A 17159-nucleotide genomic window follows, 5' to 3' on the forward strand; every position below is an offset into this window, starting at 1 on the left:
CCAGGGAACTATTAAATGCATTCTAGAAAAATCCTGGTTGCAAGCACCCAAGCTACCCAAAACGGTTTACAAACATCTCTTCTTCAACAGGCACATCAATTGGCAATTGAGATTTTTCTTTTTCAGCAAAGAACCCATGTTTTTTAGTATCGGAATTCATTGAGGTCAAGCTCTCTTCTTTGATTGATTCCATCAAAGTCGGAATATCCCTATACCCACCAAGACAATATCGTTCCCATTGACCGTCCAATTCCATTTCAATAAAACAATGATCAGGATTAACATCAATAGAGACAGGCACATCAGGATACAAACGACTCATTTCCTCTTTAAAGGCAATAGCTCTTAAACGGCAACTTCCAACCCCTAAGTTCCTTGCTTCATCAAGATATTCATTGCCGTCATGAACTTTGGCGTTACGTAATTTTCCATGATCTTTACCAAATCTAAGGTATTTCATTAATAAGCGATGTATCTCTTGATGCTCAGGTTGAGCAGTTAAAGTGTTAAAAACAGGATGCGCTCTATATTGCTTGGGCATGCGTAACAATAAATTGATCTTGACTTCTTGAGGCTCTGTTGTTGGCTTAAGTAAGCGAATATAGTGCAAATGATTTTCTTTAGAGTACTTTATTTCAAAATCATCTTTTTTTAATCCTGTAATTGCAACATCCAGTAAGGTTTCACCAGGATGCACAGAAGGCATAGCCCGCCAATTTTCCGTTAGGCTTAATCTCTTTTTTCCTTTCAAGAGAACAAGATTTGATTCATCTTTTCTTCGTTCAATAAGTTCTTCGGTTAATCCCTCCGGATGAAACTCGTAGTCACTATCCACTAGATTTTCAGTGGCATTCATTCCTACTAATTGAAAATATTGGAATGGAGAAGATGGGTTTTTAGTGATGACTAAGTCAGGATAAACTTCATCACGATAATACTTAGTAGACGGAGTAAAAGTCAGTAAATCAACCGGTTTAAATATGGCTTTTCTATATCGTGATTGAGCTACAGAAGCTTTCGTATCAACACCACTTTGATATGTTTTTTGGTTCGTCCCTTTCTGGGTAATAATATGTCGTTTCAGTTGTTGTAACGCTGATTGTGCATCTTCATCATACTCAGGATTTTCTAGTTCAATTTCAATAATCGCTTGTTTGGTTTGATTTAAATGATAGTCGTCCAATTTGGGCGAAAATATTGACGCGACCTGATTCAGATGTGTTTCAAGGGTTTGATGATCATCTGCTATTTCTTGACAGACTTTATAATCAAGAAAGTGTATTTGTGTCGTATTCAATTGCTGATGCTCAGCTTGCATAAGCACTGCCGCTCGGGCTGCCGGTTTTAATTTAGACGCCAGCAAATCATCAAAATCCTCTCCATGAATCGCATTCTTTAAGGATTCTTTGTTCATTTTGACTAATTGTCCATTTTCCCAGGTATATAATGCATGGCCATTAGCAAGCAATCCACTCATATGCTTTAGCAGCTGATCACGCTTATTTGTTGGCCAACTGGAAAATGACCAATCAGAAAAAATATAAATTTGCCCTGTGGGCAATGGCTCCCGCTCTTCAACCACTTCTTCAGGCATTTCCCCTTGAAGTGTGATTGAAGGTTTACTCTTTAACTTTTCTACTGCCTCGCGGATATCCCCATCAAAAATACCCTGAGTACGCGCAAAAGCTCTCACATTGGTATAAGCAGTTGACGGAAACCATTCGCCCAAGAAACCTGTTTTTCTTTGTAATGTAGGAAGTAAGGTTGCGATAAGCTCTAAAGCAACATCAACCTGTAATTCAACGGAATAGTTTTTAAATTTGGGATTACGAAAAGGCAACAAAAGTGCTTTCAAGTTAGCTGCTTTTTCTCTATCTTTTTGATTGATCCACCATTTGGATTCAATGCGCTGAATTTCTTTATCTAACACTGCTAATAATGTGCTCATCAATTCTTTGCCTGATGAGGGTAAAATTTGTAACTTAAACGGAGGTAGCAATTGTTTTTGTACTGCAATCATCGCCTCAAAATCATCACACTGTTCCTCTGCAGTTTCTTCAGGTTGCTGTTTACTTTTTGTTGCCTCTCTAAGACCTGCCTCCAAAGTTTTTGGTAAAACATGTCTTCCTCTGTTTACAAGATCAGGATTAATCTGATTTAAAACTTGCATCACATTGTGCGAACAAAAAGTTGCATCCGAAGGAACATTGCGTTCTCTGTCCTTTTTATCCTGCTGATTTGACCATTGGAACAAAGATTTAACTACAGCCCAGAAACTGGTACGACTTTGTCCTTGCGCATGAAATTGTTCCGTTACTTTAACTTGTTGCAGATAGGCCTTTAGAAATTGTTGTCTTTGATCACTGTTGGTATGCTTAAACACTAATAAGCTCGAATTCACCACTGGAAGAATTTCTGCTTGCCCCGAAGCACGCCAGAATGTAACCAGTAACTGAATTAGTCTTATTCTATTCTCTTGAGATGCAGTAAGGAATCGCTCAATTAATTCCTCCGCCCCCTCGCTGCCAGTCACCTGAGCAGCCAATTGTTTCATCCATTCAGGCCCACCAGAAAGTGCTTCTTTTATTTGGATTAGGGTGAATTCTTTACTGCAGTAGCCTAGAAGTAGAATTGTTAATTCTTCTATATTTTTTTCTTGAAGTTTTTCAATAAATTTTTCTGTTGATACAGACAGTTGTCGTTCGTAATTATGACAAATGACGCCATATTTATTCTTCCCGGTACAAACAAAGACTGTAACTACTTCCCTATGTCCATGTTTGTTGCCAGCGGTCGTTAGAGATTGAGCGGCCTGTTTTAAACGTACCAAAGGTTTACTGCTATTTGAGACAACAAATACAATATCACCTGGCTCAATAGCGCAATCCTTCATTACTAACATGAGACCGCTCTCCCTATTTAATCACCCATGACCATGACGAGTACCGAAACCACCAGAAGATGATACTACATATGAAGAGTGGCCGTAGCCATGACCATGATGATGATCATCTTTGCAGGTTGCACTGGTTATTATTATCGATGAGAGAAGCACCGCTAAACAGTCATCATCTCCTCCTGCTTGCTCTAATCCTTTGGTAATTTCATCAATTTTACTGGGTTCGAAATCCAGTTGTTTGAGTCGAAATGCGAGATCTCCTGGTTTAGAAAAAGTAAGGACACTAACTTCAGCAGCATGCGCTCTGAGTAAGGGTAAATAAGCCTCTTTTTTGGCTTGTAACGCTGAGGAAGTAGGTGATGTGCTTTTAATCACCGTATATCTGTTTACAACTTCGTCAATATATTTAGCTGCTTCCTCATCGTCTTTAAGTTTACCTTCATTGCTTTTTTCAATTAAAAGCTCATATCGACTTTGCAAATCGAGCAATGTACCTAAGGCTTCTTTAAGCTCCGGCTCTAATTTTTTTAATGTTGCCATTACGTCTCCTAGACTAGTTTAATTTCGGACAGAATATTATCATGCACAGATCAACCAATCAACTTTCTGATTTCAATTTAATCAATAGCTTAAGGAAAACATTTAAGGTGAGGTAGAAAAATAAAATAGGCTTAAAATTAAGTATGTCTAATGAGGTGAGAACTTTGATATCCTTTGTACTTGTTATTGAAAGCCACTATTCGATAGAATCAGAATATATTTATTACAGGTCCTTTTTTAATGATAGAATTTACTTTGATCCAAAAAATCTGTATTTGGGCCATTCCCATTTTACTCGCCATCACCTTACATGAAGCTGCCCATGCGTATGTTGCCTATCGTTGTGGCGATACGACTGCAAAAATGTTTGGTCGATTAAGTTTAAATCCTCTGCGACATATCGATCCAATAGGTACTATCTTTATCCCCTTATTGATTGGTATTTTAACACAATTTAATTTTGTCATTGGCTATGCAAAGCCTGTCCCAATTAATTGGAACCAGTTTCGTCACCCTAGGCGTGACATGATCATGGTAACCCTTGCCGGTCCCGTCTCGAATATTTTGATGGCATTTTTATGGGCTGCTTGTGATAAACTCGCCCTAATTTTGAACCCAAACACCTCGATGGCAGTACTGTTTCTTTATGCTACCGCACAAGCAGGTATATTTATTAATTTGATTTTAGCTGCATTGAATATACTCCCTATTCCGCCACTCGATGGTAGTCGAGTCGTCATGAGCCTTTTACCTCCCAGACAAGCTATAGCGTATGCAAAAATAGAGCCTTACGGATTTTTTATTCTTATTCTTTTAGTATTTACTGGAGTTCTTGGCATGATATTAACCCCGCTAATCAATCTGGGGCTAATCACACTCAGTGCCATTTTTCAAATATGAATGGAAGGTAGCTTTTTTGATGTGGAGTAAGCGTTCCTATGAATATTCTTGCTGATGCCTCTCTCCCAGGGTTAGAGGAGGCTTTTCCCAAACCCTTTCACTTAACGAAATATCATCATCCTGATGAAATTAAGCAATTACTTCTTGGACAAGATATTCTCCTATGTCGCGCTGCGCTCAAAGTAAATCAATCTTTATTAAAAAATCATTCTTTGCGATATGTTGCTACAGCGAGTAGCGGTACTGACCATTTAGATCATCTTTGGCTTAATTCCCAGAACATTCAAATAATCGATGCGAAAGGTTCTAATGCACGAGCGGTTGCTGATTATGTCGTTGCATGTCTTGCTGTGCTGGAACAACAACGTCTTATACGTGGAGATATTGCCGGTATTATTGGTTTGGGAAAAGTGGGAACGCAGGTCGCTGTTCGTTTGCAAGCAGCTGGTTTTCAAATTCGTACTTATGACCCGCCCAAAGCAGTACGTGAAACTTTTCATAGTTGCAGTTTAGAAGAACTACATCAAGTTGACCTCCTATGCATCCATGCTGAATTGCATAATACTCAACCCTATCCTAGCGACAATTTAATTCATCAGAATTTTTTTAACCAGTTAAAACCAGGTTGCGTCATTATCAATCCCGCACGCGGGGGAATTGTCAATGAAGAAGAACTTCTTCATACCTCAAAACCCCTAATCTATTGTACTGATGTATACCTCAATGAACCTAACATCGACAAACGCATTATTGATAAATCCACAATATGCACCCCCCATATCGCAGGTCATAGTCTCGAAGCAAAATACGCTGCCGTCGCTATGGTCAGCGCCGCATTACATAAAATTGCAGGCTTACCTCTCCCACAATTTGCCGCACCTCAGTTGCCTGAGAGCTTGAACGTGGGACAAGATGAATTATGGTACGAATCGATATTAAACATTTATAATCCTCTTGAAGAAACAATATTCTTGAAACAGGCTTTGGATAAAAAAGCTGCTTTCCTAAATTTGCGTCAACAACATCAAATACGCCATGATTTTTCTCGATATCCTACTAGCTCAACTCTGAGCAACAACACTAAGTTATTGCTTGGAAAGTAAAAAATAAGGCAATTAATATCCTAATTATTTACTTTATGTGCACGAATAAATCTAAAACTGTCCATTGTAAATTAGGAAATCAAATGATACTCTTTTTTCGATTTTTAAAAAAACAAAGGAGTATGTGTTATGTCTTTAGGAGTAAAATTATCTACTTTTGCAGCAGCATTAGTTCTTGCTGGTTCTGCTTTTGCAATTGATGCGGGTTGCCCAGATCTGAGTGCTCTTCAAGCAGAAGGGATCTCAATGGCTGATCTCATTGGTAATGACTATTACGTCGGTTATTCAATCAGTACCTTCGGTTCTGATGCTAACTGGGGTTTTGCCATCGGACCAGTTCAAGCGGATTCAGATGAAGATGCATTAGATGCTTCAAATCAAATTTTAAATAACATGACCACTCCTGGATTTCCTTTGGAACTCGATCAAAACGTATTAGTTTGTTTGTATGATACGGGTAATCCTTATATTTATTCTATTGCTGTTAGAGATTATGCAATTAGTCCAATGAAGTTAAAACAATACTTGCAAAAAGCTCACAGGTAACAACACAAAACTATGTACTTCTCTAGGTTGAATACGCAAATTCAACCTAGATTAATTTGGAATAATTGATTTAACAAGGAGTGATAATATGTCTTTAAGAGCAACTACTTTAGCAGCTGCTTTAGTCCTTACAGGATCTGCTTTTGCAGATGAGTCAGTTTGCCCTAAACTGAATGACATTCAGTCAGTAGGAATCGAAATGGCTTCTCAGCTGGGTTATAATTATTATATTGGTTATTCGATCAATAATTACAACACCTCTTCAAGCTGGGGATTTGCTATTGGCCCCGTAGAAGCTGAGTCTGAAGAAGACACCATCGAAATAACAAATGATATTTTAGCTGACTTGACTGCCCAAGGAATTCCTGAGCATGGGAAAAACGGTGAGTTAGTTTGCTTCTACGAAACAGGTGATCCCAATCTTTTTGCAATTGCAATCAAAGATTATGTAGATCTGTCACCTATGAAGTTCAAACATTACATACACAAATAAAACACTTTGTAGCCTGGGTAAAGCGTAGCGGAACCCAGGATTTCGGAATTTCTTATCCCCGGGTTCCGCTACGCTACACCCGGGCTACACTTCATATCATTTATTGATTAATTTTTTCACTACATCCTGATCAGAAAAAGCGTGTTTTATCGTACCAATTTGTTGATAAGCCTCATGCCCTTTTCCTGCAATCAAAATGACATCATGTTCATCTGCTTCACTTAAGGCATATGCAATTGCCTCTTCACGATTAATGAGTTGAATGACATTATTGGATGGCTTTGAAATACCATGTGCTATCTCATTAACAATCTCTTGTGGATCTTCGGTACGTGGGTTATCGCTGGTAATTACAATTTGATCAGCAAGTTTACTGGCAACACTTCCCATCACTGGCCTTTTAGTTTTATCCCTATCTCCACCACAGCCAAATACTACCCACAAACGTCCCTTTTTTAGTTGATTTAAGGTAGTTAAAGCATTCTCCAACGCATCAGGAGTATGAGCGTAATCCACAAGAACATAGGGTGAATTGGCGACAATCTCCATGCGTCCTGGAGCAGCTTTTAATTGTGCCATTACTTCAATGATCTGTGCTGGTTCATAACCAGAAGCCAATAAGCTACTCAATATCGCCAGGCTATTATAAATATTAAATTGCCCTAGAGCTTTTATCCTTAATTGATGCTGTCCCCAAGGAGAGTGCACTTCAACTTCTGTACCATTGATATCCATAGACCAGTTTACAGCTTTTACATCACACTCTTGATATACCCCATAAGTTAGTTTTTTAACATGCGATTTAACCACCGCTGTCATCCTTTCTTGATACGCATCATCTTTATTAATTATTGCCCATTGCAATGACTCCCTAGCAAATAACATTGCTTTTGCCGCTGCGTAATTTTCCATACTCAAATGATAATCCAAATGATCAAGCGTAAGGTTAGTAAATATAGCCTGTTTGAATTCAACCTCATCGACCCGATGCTGTGCCAATGCATGAGAAGATACTTCCATACATACTTGTCTTATCCCTTGATTTTTGTATTGATGTAATAATTTTTGCAAACAAAGCGAATCGGGAGTTGTGTTATCTAAAAGTTGGAGTTCATTAACATTACCTTGGCCAATAGTGCCAATATATGCCGCTCCTTGCCCCAGTAAATGATGGGCCTGAGCTAATTGATAAGCAATCGTTGTTTTACCGTTAGTTCCCGTCACGCCAGTAAGCGTCAAGTAATGACCTGGATCCTCATAAAACTGTTTCGCAATCACTGCGAGTTGTGTTGCTAGTTCGGGAACAGGAACACAGGGTATTGTCTCAGGTAATATGCAGTCCTGAGGAAAATGCGAAGGATCATAAGCAACCGCAACGGCTCCCGAGGACACTGCTTTATCTATAAATAAGCGGCCATCTGCTGCAGCACCGGCGTATGCTATAAATAAATCTCCTGGCTGGATACGACGGCTGTCATTTTCTAAACCGTTAATCGTACAATCCGATTTTATGTGATGCATCCATGGTTTTAATAATTGTGAGAGTTTCATCACTAAGTTCCTAATAAGTTTTTATGTAGCCTGGGTGAAGCGAAGCGTAACCAGGGAATGCATTCATTCCGAACCCGGGTTACGCTTCGCTTCACCCAGGCTACAATTTAGCTAAATTACAAAACTTTTAAATTTATGGCTGAATTATCCTACCAACTCATCAGTAGGCACGTTAAATAATCGCAAGGCTCCCGACATCACTTTTGCAAACAATGGAGCAGCAACTGCCGCAGCGTAATAACCCTTACGAGAAGGTTCATGAATGATTACAACTACAACAAATTTTGGTTTTGAAACCGGTGCAATTCCAATAAAACTTGCAGTATATCTTCTGTCTTTGTAACCACCTTTTCCTGCAATACGTGCAGTCCCTGTTTTTCCAGCTACTCGATAACCAGGTACTCTTGCTGCTTTTCCAGTGCCATCTTTACCCAAAACAGCTTCCATCATGGAAAGAACCTGATGTGCTGTCTCGGGTTTCATTACCTGCACACCAGGAGTTGGTGGGTCATTATGCAATAAGGTTACTGGAATCAATTTTCCTTGATTTGCAAAAACCATATTGGCCTTAGCCAATTGCAAAGCCGTGACTGATAATCCATAACCAAAACTCAAAGTGGCCAATACAAAAGGATTAGCATCTTTAACATTAACTATTTCCCCTTCACTTTCTCCAGGATAAGTACTTTCAGTTCTTTGTCCAAAACCACAGCGTTGCAGCAAGCCAATTAATTGTTCTGGGGGACTTGCTAAAACCATTTTCGTAACCCCAACATTGCTCGAGTGCTGCAATATACCGGTTACATCCAGGACACCATAATTATGAATATCTCGAACAGTATGGCCGTGAACAATCATCCAACTTGGATTCGTATCAATGATTGTTGTCGGTGAAAATAGACCCGTTTCCAAAGCACTGGCGATACTAAATGTCTTAATAACAGAGCCAGGTTCAAATGTATCGGTGACCGCTCTATTCCTATAAGTATCTTTATCGTAACGTCCTCGCGAATTGGGGTTATAAGAAGGAACATTAGCCATTGCTAAAATCTCACCATTTTCTGTATCAACGACAACTACAGAACCTGATTTTGCGGCAAACTCTTCAACCGTTTTGTTTAATTCACTATAAGCTAAATATTGTAAGCGTCGATCAATGCTTAATGCCATGTCACGTCCAGGACGTGGTTGTTTGATTACACCTAACTCTTCAATAATTCTTCCTAAACGATCTTTAATTACTCTTTTCTTGCCAACAACACCTTTTAGCCAATCTTGATACGCAAGCTCTATTCCCTCCAAACCTTGATCATCCACATTTGTAAATCCAACTAACTGGGAAATACTGTCTGAATCAGGATAATAACGTTTGAATTCTTTTTGAAAATTAACACCCGGAATTTTTAATGACTTTATTTTTTTAGCTAAAGGAGGAGGTAATTGCCTTTGTAAATAGAGAAATTCTAATTCTTTATTTTCCGCGTCAACTATTTTTCTACTTAATTGTTTGGGAGTCAAACTCAGGTATTCAGCCAAAGCCATAAATTGTTCTTTATCGGGTGAAAATTCTTTAGGGTTCACCCAAACAGACTCCACAGGGGTGCTAATTGCTAATGGCGTACCATTCCTGTCCATGATCATTCCTCTATGCGCAGGAATATCTACAGCACGTAAGCTACGCGCATTACCTTGACCCTGTAGAAATTGTCGATGAAGTACCGTTAAATCAACCATACGCCAAATCAAAACAAGCAAAAGCAGAGAAAAAAAGGAAGATACGATAATAAGTCTATTTAAATGAGTTGAGTTTTTCATGGATACTTATCCATCTGTAGCCAGGGTGAGGCAAAGGTAAGCGTTCACGCCCTATTCACTGACCGGCTGTATTTGGCGAATCTTGCACGAAAAAAATACTTCGTAAACCTTACATACTGATGTATGCGTTTCCCCAGCATTATTTTCGCAACCTGCACTCAAATCCAACCGTTCCCCAAGGTTCAAGCATTCCTCCTGAACGGTTACGTTTTTTATTGCATTAGAATTCCCGAGTTAGGCTTTGCCACCACCCAGACTACGTTATTCAAACTAAACGGCAATGGTACTCGTTTAAAACAAAAACTTCTACTGCTGTGCTTGTAACCAATAAGTATTTTTAGATGTTGGTAAAATCATTTGTAATTTTTCGGTAGCCAATTCTTCAACTCGTGCCGGGGTAGCCAAGCTTGCTTGTTCGAGGAGTAACTGGCCCCATTGCAACTGCAAATAATGTGTTAGCTGTTCTTGTTGTTCCACCTTGTTTAAAGTTACTCGATATGAATTGGTACTGTATACCACAGCCAAAGCACTCACTAATACAGCAACTAATAATATAATCAGCATGTATAATGATTTTGACATATGCATATCTGCCAGTTGACCATTAAATAAAGTCCCTTGATTGATTACTCTCGCTGCAGCGTTCATGCTAATTTCTCCCCTATTCTGAGTACAGCACTTCGAGCCCTGACGTTCTCTTTTACTTCACTATCTTTTGGCATAATCGCCTTACCTATTCTTTTAAAATTTGTCGTTAATTCTTCATGACGAATGGGCACCTCCGGAGGTGGCTTAGCCCCTTGTTCTTTATCACGCATAAATTGTTTGACTATGCGATCTTCAAGAGAATGAAAACTAATCACTACCAATCTCCCTTTAGGCGCCAAAACCTTGATGCACTGCTCCAAACAGCTCTTTAAATCATTTAACTCTTGATTGATATGAATTCGTATCGCCTGGAACACTCGCGTTGCAGGATGCTTGTGCTTTTCCCATTTTGGATTTGCTTCCTTTACAATTTCCGCCAGTTGCAAGGTTGTAGTAATGGGAGCAACGGTTCGAGCAGCAACAATTGCTTTTGCAATACGACCTGCAAAACGCTCTTCTCCGTACAACCTGAAAACAGAAGCCATTTCTTCTGCTTCTGCCTCATTAACAAATCGAGCAGCACTCATGGGTTGAGATAAATCCATACGCATATCTAATGGGCCTTGCTGCATAAAACTAAACCCTCTTTCAGGATTATCCAGCTGCGGCGAAGACACACCTAAGTCCAACAAAATGCCATCTACTTTCCCCAACACACCTGCTTCAGTAGCAAATTCCTGAATTCGAGCAAACGACCCTTGAAATATATGGAACCGTTTGTCTTGGCTGAAATGTTCTGTGGCATACACAATTGCATCTAAATCTTTATCTATGGCATATAAACGACCTTGATCATTTAGGTGACTTAGAATTTCTCTGCTATGACCACCTCGACCGAACGTACCATCAAAATAAGTCCCACCACTTTTAATGGCCAAACCGTCTATAGATTCATGAAGTAATACTGATTGATGCATTGCCATTTTTGTTTCCATTACAAAGAAAACGTTTTCATTTCATCAGGTAACCCACTAGTTCCGGAGCTTTCCTCAGCCAACCATTGCTCACGTCGGGTTTCCCAAAGATCCTTATCCCATACTTCAAATTTATTTCCTTGGCCTATCATCACTACATCTTTTTCCAACTGTGCATAATTTCTTAAAACTGTAGGTAACAACACCCGTCCATTCGCATCGAGCTCGACATCAGTCGCATGACCAATCAATAAACGCTGAATTCTTCGTGCCGCTGCATTAAAACTGGGTAATTTTTGCAAATTATCTTCAATTATTTGCCATTGGGCCGCTGTGTAGAGCAACAAACATGTTTCCTCGGTATCAATTGTCACTACCAAAGGCGTTTTTTCTTCAGCACCCAGCGCGGAACGATAACGCGTCGGGATAGCTAAGCGCCCTTTAGTATCAATGGTGATTGCATTTATTCCACGAAACATGGCTTTCTTTTATGTGGAAGTTTTTTTCTCCCACAATTCTCCACTTTTTTATTATTTTACCCCACTTTTATACACTATAGAAACACATTTCTCCATGCGTCAAGATAAAAACCCACTTTTTAATTAATTTATTTAGTGTTTAGGGAATAAATGATTAAAAACAGCTCTTTATATAAAAATTATGATCATTTTTAGATGGAAGTGACACTATTCGTGAGAAAAACATGGGGATTAGTACAGTAAAAATTAGACTAAAAATTTTGGCCTTCGCTGAGCTACAGATACCTCCCTTACTTCCAGGTATCTGTAGTGCGGATAATATAAGATATATTGAGATACTTTGTATTGCTCAAGATTAACTTTAAATTAACCCCTATGCCCGAGAAGGTCAGTTTCTATACCGGGAAAAGCGCTCAATACTTAGAAACGTCGATAAGAAAAGCTTACTGATTGCTATAAGTAGTTAAAATCAATTATTCATCAAAGCGGCCAATCTTATTCCTTGCAAAACCAAATCAGGAACTAGATGATCATACAATGCTTGTTTTTCAAATAGGGAAGCAAAACCTCCCGTTGCTAATACTAGAGTCTTCTCTGTCCCAAAGGCCTCCTGCTGCAGACGTTGAATCAATTCGCGGCACGCACCAATAGCGCCATAAAAAACTCCCGACTGAATACTTTCTATCGTTGAGCGTCCAACTGCATTTTCAATTTTTATTATTTCTACAGCAGGTAATTTCGCTGTATTTTTTGATAAAGCATCTACTGAGAGTCTAACTCCTGGCAAAATAGCTCCCCCCACATATGCTTTCTGAGCACTAATAACACAAAAAGTAGTCGCAGTACCAAAATCAATCACAATCACATTTTGATTTGGGTAGCTATGAGTGGCTGCAATCGCATTTGCAATCCTGTCAGCACCGACTTCTATGGGGTTACGATATTTAATATTCAGCCCCGTTTTAACGCCTGCTTGCAACAAGAACGGTTCTAAAGAAAAATATTTAACACATGCGGCACGTAGTGAATAGTCAACTTGAGGAACTACGGAGCAGATGCCAATTTGTTTAATTGCTTCCGGAGAGCAATTATTTTCTCGCAAAACACTTTTTAAAAAGATCCCTAATTCATCCGATGTAGTTACTTTGGACGTATGGCGAAAACGAAGCTTTATCTCTTCTCCATCAAAGACGCCACCGTAGATATGAGAATTTCCAACATCAATGCAAAGAATCATAACGTGTATCCACTTTTAAAAGCACGATAGTAAATTGCGATTCTCGTATTAGCAAGGTGTTATATGAAAAAAGCCCTGCATAAGCAGGGCAGTAGTGGAGATTACCATGTTTATTCATGTAAACTTAACATCAGAAATAAGACGCTTCTGATATCAAATTGATTAGTACGGTTTAACAATCACTGTAGTACCAATATCTGCAAAATCTTCATTTAACCATTTTGCTGCACTGGGTAAAACCCGGATACAACCATGGCTTGCATTGTAATTTGGTACTTCATATGCCGCATGGATGGAATAACCTCCATGGAAATGCATGCAGTACGGCATTCTTGCTCCACCATGTGTTTCTAATGGATAAATACTGGAGGTACAATCTTCTCCTTTTTTGGAGTAAATGCTAAATGTTCCGGTAACCGTACGACATGGTTTACCTGCGTCCTCGCAGAAATCTTTACCCCCAGAGGCACTACCTGTGTTGACCCTATTACCATCTCTATCGTATGCCGCCCATGCAGTTGCTTTGGGATCAAATACAATTACTTTTTTCCCAGTTGCAGCTCTCTTCTTGGGAAAGTAATTTGATCCTTTATGATCAGACGCCATGCTCATTGTATAATGTGTGTACCCCGCATCATCAACTATAGGGACTGATCTATCCATGGAAGCACAGGATGTAGCTAAAGCACATACTGGAACTAACACTAGATATTTTTTCACTTTATTTCTCCCTCTTTTTTTCTTATTTATCGGGAGATTTAAAAATAGGTTTAGGGTTTTTTATAAATTTTTTTTACACTGTGGTTTTTTTATGAACTCAAAGGTTATTTAATGATTACTTTTTTGGATGTTTTGGGAGCATATATAGAATAGCGCGCATTAACTGTTTATCGGTACATTCGAAGCATCCACCCCTTGGTGGCATTGCGTTTAAACCCTCATCAGTATGTTCAAAAAGCACTTTCATTCCTTGTTTTAAACGCCCCTTCCAATCCGCTTCATCCCCAACTCTTGGTGCACCTAAGGAAATTAATGGCTTACTTGCATGGCAATTCACACAAAAATGATTATAAATTTGTTCCCCTTCATTTTTGGTGCCACTAATAGATTTCAAAAATTCTTGAGGACGATGAGTTTCTGCATAAACCGGTGATTGGAAAATCAATACAACCATTGCATAAATACCAAAACGAATCATCATGTAATACTCCTGAAAATTGGCATAATATTTGCTAATTACAACAAGTTACTCAAAGAGGGATTATTTGTGAAAAAGTGCATACTAAGTGTTTTACTATTTTTTGCAAGCGCTGTATCGCATTCTGATGCAATACAGTCGCATGAGATACTGACAAATAAAATAGAACAACATATACGAGGTGAGCTTTCTTCATATAAAGAGGGGAAAATTCAGGTAATCGCAGATAAAATTGATTCCCGATTAAACCTCAAGGCATGTGCTGAAGATAAATTGGTTGTTTTTAATCCTTACCAGTCTCCAATATTAAACGCGAGTACTATGGGCATTAAATGTCAGGAAAATGACAATCACTGGTCCTTATATGTCCCTGTTAAAATAACCGTATTAAAAACAATATACGTAGCAAAACGTGCTCTTCTCAAAGGATCCCGGCTTACCCAGGATGATATCTACCAAACAGAAATGGATGTACAAAAATTAAATTCTGGATATTTTACTGAAAAAGATCTATTAATAGGGCAAATTTGCAAAAAAAATATTCCACCAAATAGCCCGCTTAATCCACATAATATTGAAGCAGCGAAATTAATAAATAAAGGAGAACGCGTTTCCATTGTTCTCAATGATAACAATTTAACTGTAAGTATGGAGGGGGTTGCTATGGAAGAAGGCTCCTTGGGTGAAACCATTAAAGTACGCAACTTATCTTCCAAAAAAATTATTGAAGCTCAGGTTAGTGCTGCAAAGAAAGTAAATGTTATTATTTAATTAATATTAATTAAGGTAACTCACGTCATCCTGAGTCAGCTGGGATGGCAGGTGGATCTGTAATCGTCAGGATACAGAAAATCAGGCCAAGTTGGCCAAGTTAGTAGAAATGAAAACAGCTGCAAATTAAAAATTTACTAAAGATTTTTAAAAAAGAGCCGATACATATAGAAGTCGAACGTTATTGAGGATAAATTATGTTTAATCAAATCAGTGATGCAGTTCCTGTAAAAACTATAGATACGGACAATCGTTTAAAAACGAGACATCAAGACAAAATCAAAAGTTTAATCGAGGACCCATCATCACTTGTCAGCATAAGTGATACCTCCAAACAATTAGAAGCAATAAAAAACTCCCTTAAAGAAGTTTCTGAAGTCAATGAGGCTCGTGTTTTATATTTCAAATCTGAAATTGCACTTGGAAACTATCAAATTGATAGTGACAAAATTGCCATGAAAATGTTAAATGTAGAACCTGCATAATTTCTAAGGGCAATTATATGGAGAATAAGATAAGCATTTTGCGTAACCATTTGGAACAGGAAATTAACTGGATAGAGTCACTTAATTCCTTGTTGGCTGAAGAAAAGGAAATATTATCATCTCGTCAATTTAATAAGCTTGAAGAGTTCGCAAATAAAAAACAGGAATTATCGGATAAACTGGAAGAAAGCGCCAGACAGCGCATGCAACTTATTAATCATAATAATCCCAATGAAACCATAAGTCTTGCTTTATCAGAATTTCTTAAAGACTGTAGTATTGATGAAGCGACTCTAATTAATCAATTAAATACAAAACTTGCTGAAACTTTAGCTCGTTGCCGTGAGTTAAACGCAGTTAATGGACAAATAATTGCCAATAATCTTTACATCCGTCAAGAAATTGTCAATACTCTGTCAGGAAATAAAACCGATGCAATCAGTGTTTATACTTCCAACGGAAATATACAATCATCTCAAGAAAATACACATCATCAAGAAGCCTAGAAATAGAGAAGATCTACACTCTGAGTGAAATAAAAAGCTTATTTTATATTAAAGGTTTCCCTTCTCCCCCAAGGGGAGAAGGTGACATATTCTTTTGATTTAATTTAACGCAATTAAATAAAAATATGTATAATAGTTAAAATTTTTTAATTTTTATGCTGTATGAAATTCTTTTCAAAAAAATATGACCGAACCGTTGTTGTTGAATTTTACTCTGATAAAACACGAAAGGATGATGCCATTAAGGAAAATGCTAAGAACTTGTTATCAATCCATTTTAAAGAAGAAAATCGATTAATTTACTCCTCTCGTCTTGAAAGTTATCCTGATCTCAGTCAATTAACTTCGCAATCCCGCCTCTATTTGGTTGGCCACGGCGAGAAAAAGAAACAAAAATTTTCCAGTTGTGACGTTGATATGCTCGTAGAGCGCCTAGTCGATGATTGTTCATTGAAAGCTGCTAAACGAATTACTCTCATCGCATGCCATTTGGGAGAAATGAAAGAATTTATTGCGGATCTACAACTCAAACTGGCTGAAGAAGGTGTCTATACTGAAGTAGCCGCTTATAAATCTTATTTAGTTGTCGATCATTTGGGACATCGCTGGGTTGATTTAGGCGAAGAAAATGGACTTGTTGAGGCAGGAAAACAAAAAATTGTTATGGGTTGGCACCAAGGACCTGAGGGTACCTTTCCCCAACAAGTTGTTTTAGTTGATACGAATGAAATTAATCCTTATTACGAAGATGCTCTGGATGCAGGGGATGACAAGGATGAAAGTGCCTTTTTTGAAACAGCCTATGATTCACAATCTAATCAAGAAGTAATTTTTACTCCAGAATCACTCCCATTTCCAATCGGAAGTGAACATAGCTACTCAAATACCAAACTAAAAATGTTCAGTAGCAGCATGGATTCTGAAACTCAAGACGGTGACAACGCCTCATATCAAAAGCGTTCTTATACACCTAACTTTGAATAATTCATACAGGATAGAGTCGGATTCGTAGCCTGGGTGAAGGCAAAGCCGTAACCCGGGTTTGAGGGCATACACCCCGGGTTACGGCTTTGC

The 17159-nt window shown here is 38.4% G+C and carries 18 protein-coding genes; 8 read left to right on the top strand and 10 right to left on the bottom strand.

Features of this window, described 5'->3' with window-relative positions; all coding sequences use genetic code 11:
- Positions 1–52: 52 nt before the first annotated feature.
- Both Lstg_RS05065 and Lstg_RS05070 read right to left on the bottom strand, forming a co-directional pair.
- The gene (locus Lstg_RS05065) at positions 53–2902 is read right to left on the bottom strand and encodes a hypothetical protein (protein WP_058476579.1); all 2850 of its coding nucleotides are present in this window, start codon (positions 2900–2902) and stop codon (positions 53–55) included.
- Between the two features lie 21 nt (positions 2903–2923).
- Positions 2924–3439: a hypothetical protein gene (locus tag Lstg_RS05070; protein ID WP_065235603.1), complete on the bottom strand. Its 516-nt coding sequence runs from the start codon at positions 3437–3439 to the stop codon at positions 2924–2926.
- A 240-nt stretch (positions 3440–3679) separates the two neighbouring features.
- Between Lstg_RS05070 and Lstg_RS05075 the strand changes: the two genes are divergently transcribed.
- The 4 genes from Lstg_RS05075 to Lstg_RS05090 all read left to right on the top strand — a co-directional run bounded on the left by Lstg_RS05075 (position 3680) and on the right by Lstg_RS05090 (position 6481).
- Positions 3680–4339, top strand: a complete 660-nt coding sequence (locus Lstg_RS05075) for a site-2 protease family protein (protein WP_058476580.1) — start codon at positions 3680–3682, stop codon at positions 4337–4339.
- 38 nt (positions 4340–4377) lie between these two features.
- Entirely contained in the window at positions 4378–5442 is a 1065-nt protein-coding gene (locus tag Lstg_RS05080) for a 4-phosphoerythronate dehydrogenase (protein WP_058476581.1), read from the top strand.
- Positions 5443–5571: 129 nt separating this feature from the next.
- On the top strand, positions 5572–5988 hold the full coding sequence (locus tag Lstg_RS05085) for a DUF4949 domain-containing protein (protein ID WP_058476582.1): 417 nt from the start codon (positions 5572–5574) through the stop codon (positions 5986–5988).
- An 88-nt stretch (positions 5989–6076) separates the two neighbouring features.
- Entirely contained in the window at positions 6077–6481 is a 405-nt protein-coding gene (locus tag Lstg_RS05090; RefSeq protein WP_058476583.1) for a DUF4949 domain-containing protein, read from the top strand.
- Positions 6482–6577: 96 nt separating this feature from the next.
- On the opposite strand, the gene Lstg_RS05095 is transcribed toward Lstg_RS05090, so the two are convergent.
- The 8 genes from Lstg_RS05095 to Lstg_RS05130 all read right to left on the bottom strand — a co-directional run bounded on the left by Lstg_RS05095 (position 6578) and on the right by Lstg_RS05130 (position 14326).
- Positions 6578–8032, bottom strand: a complete 1455-nt coding sequence (locus Lstg_RS05095) for a UDP-N-acetylmuramoyl-L-alanyl-D-glutamate--2,6-diaminopimelate ligase (protein ID WP_058476584.1) — start codon at positions 8030–8032, stop codon at positions 6578–6580.
- A gap of 144 nt (positions 8033–8176) precedes the next feature.
- The gene (locus Lstg_RS05100) at positions 8177–9847 is read right to left on the bottom strand and encodes a peptidoglycan D,D-transpeptidase FtsI family protein (protein ID WP_058476585.1); all 1671 of its coding nucleotides are present in this window, start codon (positions 9845–9847) and stop codon (positions 8177–8179) included.
- A 306-nt stretch (positions 9848–10153) separates the two neighbouring features.
- Positions 10154–10495 (bottom strand): cell division protein FtsL, encoded by a 342-nt coding sequence (ftsL, locus tag Lstg_RS05105; protein WP_058476586.1) that lies wholly within the window; start codon positions 10493–10495, stop codon positions 10154–10156.
- On the bottom strand, positions 10492–11418 hold the full coding sequence (gene rsmH / locus Lstg_RS05110; protein WP_058476632.1) for a 16S rRNA (cytosine(1402)-N(4))-methyltransferase RsmH: 927 nt from the start codon (positions 11416–11418) through the stop codon (positions 10492–10494). Before rsmH ends, ftsL begins: the two co-directional genes overlap by 4 nt.
- Before the next feature lie 11 nt (positions 11419–11429).
- The gene (mraZ, locus tag Lstg_RS05115; protein WP_058476587.1) at positions 11430–11888 is read right to left on the bottom strand and encodes a division/cell wall cluster transcriptional repressor MraZ; all 459 of its coding nucleotides are present in this window, start codon (positions 11886–11888) and stop codon (positions 11430–11432) included.
- A 469-nt stretch (positions 11889–12357) separates the two neighbouring features.
- Complete coding sequence (locus Lstg_RS05120) at positions 12358–13125, bottom strand: type III pantothenate kinase (RefSeq protein WP_058476588.1); 768 nt, start codon at positions 13123–13125, stop codon at positions 12358–12360.
- Between the two features lie 162 nt (positions 13126–13287).
- Positions 13288–13845, bottom strand: coding sequence for a L,D-transpeptidase (locus Lstg_RS05125; RefSeq protein ID WP_058476589.1), 558 nt, complete (start codon positions 13843–13845; stop codon positions 13288–13290).
- 115 nt (positions 13846–13960) lie between these two features.
- The gene (locus Lstg_RS05130; protein WP_058476590.1) at positions 13961–14326 is read right to left on the bottom strand and encodes a c-type cytochrome; all 366 of its coding nucleotides are present in this window, start codon (positions 14324–14326) and stop codon (positions 13961–13963) included.
- 66 nt (positions 14327–14392) lie between these two features.
- Here Lstg_RS05130 and flgA point away from each other — a divergent pair, with 66 nt between their 5' ends.
- From flgA to Lstg_RS05150, 4 genes are all read left to right on the top strand, one after another.
- The gene (gene flgA / locus Lstg_RS05135) at positions 14393–15094 is read left to right on the top strand and encodes a flagellar basal body P-ring formation chaperone FlgA (RefSeq protein ID WP_058476591.1); all 702 of its coding nucleotides are present in this window, start codon (positions 14393–14395) and stop codon (positions 15092–15094) included.
- A 197-nt stretch (positions 15095–15291) separates the two neighbouring features.
- Positions 15292–15579 carry a flagellar biosynthesis anti-sigma factor FlgM gene (gene flgM, locus Lstg_RS05140; protein WP_058476592.1) on the top strand — a complete coding sequence of 96 codons (288 nt, stop codon included), beginning with the start codon at positions 15292–15294 and terminating at the stop codon, positions 15577–15579.
- A 17-nt stretch (positions 15580–15596) separates the two neighbouring features.
- On the top strand, positions 15597–16085 hold the full coding sequence (locus Lstg_RS05145) for a flagella synthesis protein FlgN (protein ID WP_058476593.1): 489 nt from the start codon (positions 15597–15599) through the stop codon (positions 16083–16085).
- Between the two features lie 162 nt (positions 16086–16247).
- Positions 16248–17069, top strand: coding sequence for a C80 family cysteine peptidase (locus Lstg_RS05150; RefSeq protein ID WP_058476594.1), 822 nt, complete (start codon positions 16248–16250; stop codon positions 17067–17069).
- Positions 17070–17159: the final 90 nt, after the last annotated feature.

Source organism: Legionella steigerwaltii (assembly GCF_001468065.1).
Lineage (GTDB): Bacteria > Pseudomonadota > Gammaproteobacteria > Legionellales > Legionellaceae > Legionella > Legionella steigerwaltii.

Excerpts from the sequence above, each read along its gene's own strand:
- Lstg_RS05065 (WP_058476579.1), bottom strand. The coding sequence starts at position 2,902 with ATGTTAGTAATGAAGGATTGCGCTATTGAGCCAGGTGATATTGTATTT.
- Lstg_RS05070 (WP_065235603.1), bottom strand. The coding sequence starts at position 3,439 with ATGGCAACATTAAAAAAATTAGAGCCGGAGCTTAAAGAAGCCTTAGGT.
- Lstg_RS05075 (WP_058476580.1), top strand. The coding sequence starts at position 3,680 with ATGATAGAATTTACTTTGATCCAAAAAATCTGTATTTGGGCCATTCCC.
- Lstg_RS05080 (WP_058476581.1), top strand. The coding sequence starts at position 4,378 with ATGAATATTCTTGCTGATGCCTCTCTCCCAGGGTTAGAGGAGGCTTTT.
- Lstg_RS05085 (WP_058476582.1), top strand. The coding sequence starts at position 5,572 with ATGTCTTTAGGAGTAAAATTATCTACTTTTGCAGCAGCATTAGTTCTT.
- Lstg_RS05090 (WP_058476583.1), top strand. The coding sequence starts at position 6,077 with ATGTCTTTAAGAGCAACTACTTTAGCAGCTGCTTTAGTCCTTACAGGA.
- Lstg_RS05095 (WP_058476584.1), bottom strand. The coding sequence starts at position 8,032 with ATGAAACTCTCACAATTATTAAAACCATGGATGCATCACATAAAATCG.
- Lstg_RS05100 (WP_058476585.1), bottom strand. The coding sequence starts at position 9,847 with ATGAAAAACTCAACTCATTTAAATAGACTTATTATCGTATCTTCCTTT.
- ftsL (WP_058476586.1), bottom strand. The coding sequence starts at position 10,495 with ATGAACGCTGCAGCGAGAGTAATCAATCAAGGGACTTTATTTAATGGT.
- rsmH (WP_058476632.1), bottom strand. The coding sequence starts at position 11,418 with ATGGCAATGCATCAATCAGTATTACTTCATGAATCTATAGACGGTTTG.
- mraZ (WP_058476587.1), bottom strand. The coding sequence starts at position 11,888 with ATGTTTCGTGGAATAAATGCAATCACCATTGATACTAAAGGGCGCTTA.
- Lstg_RS05120 (WP_058476588.1), bottom strand. The coding sequence starts at position 13,125 with ATGATTCTTTGCATTGATGTTGGAAATTCTCATATCTACGGTGGCGTC.
- Lstg_RS05130 (WP_058476590.1), bottom strand. The coding sequence starts at position 14,326 with ATGATGATTCGTTTTGGTATTTATGCAATGGTTGTATTGATTTTCCAA.
- flgM (WP_058476592.1), top strand. The coding sequence starts at position 15,292 with ATGTTTAATCAAATCAGTGATGCAGTTCCTGTAAAAACTATAGATACG.
- Lstg_RS05145 (WP_058476593.1), top strand. The coding sequence starts at position 15,597 with ATGGAGAATAAGATAAGCATTTTGCGTAACCATTTGGAACAGGAAATT.
- Lstg_RS05150 (WP_058476594.1), top strand. The coding sequence starts at position 16,248 with ATGAAATTCTTTTCAAAAAAATATGACCGAACCGTTGTTGTTGAATTT.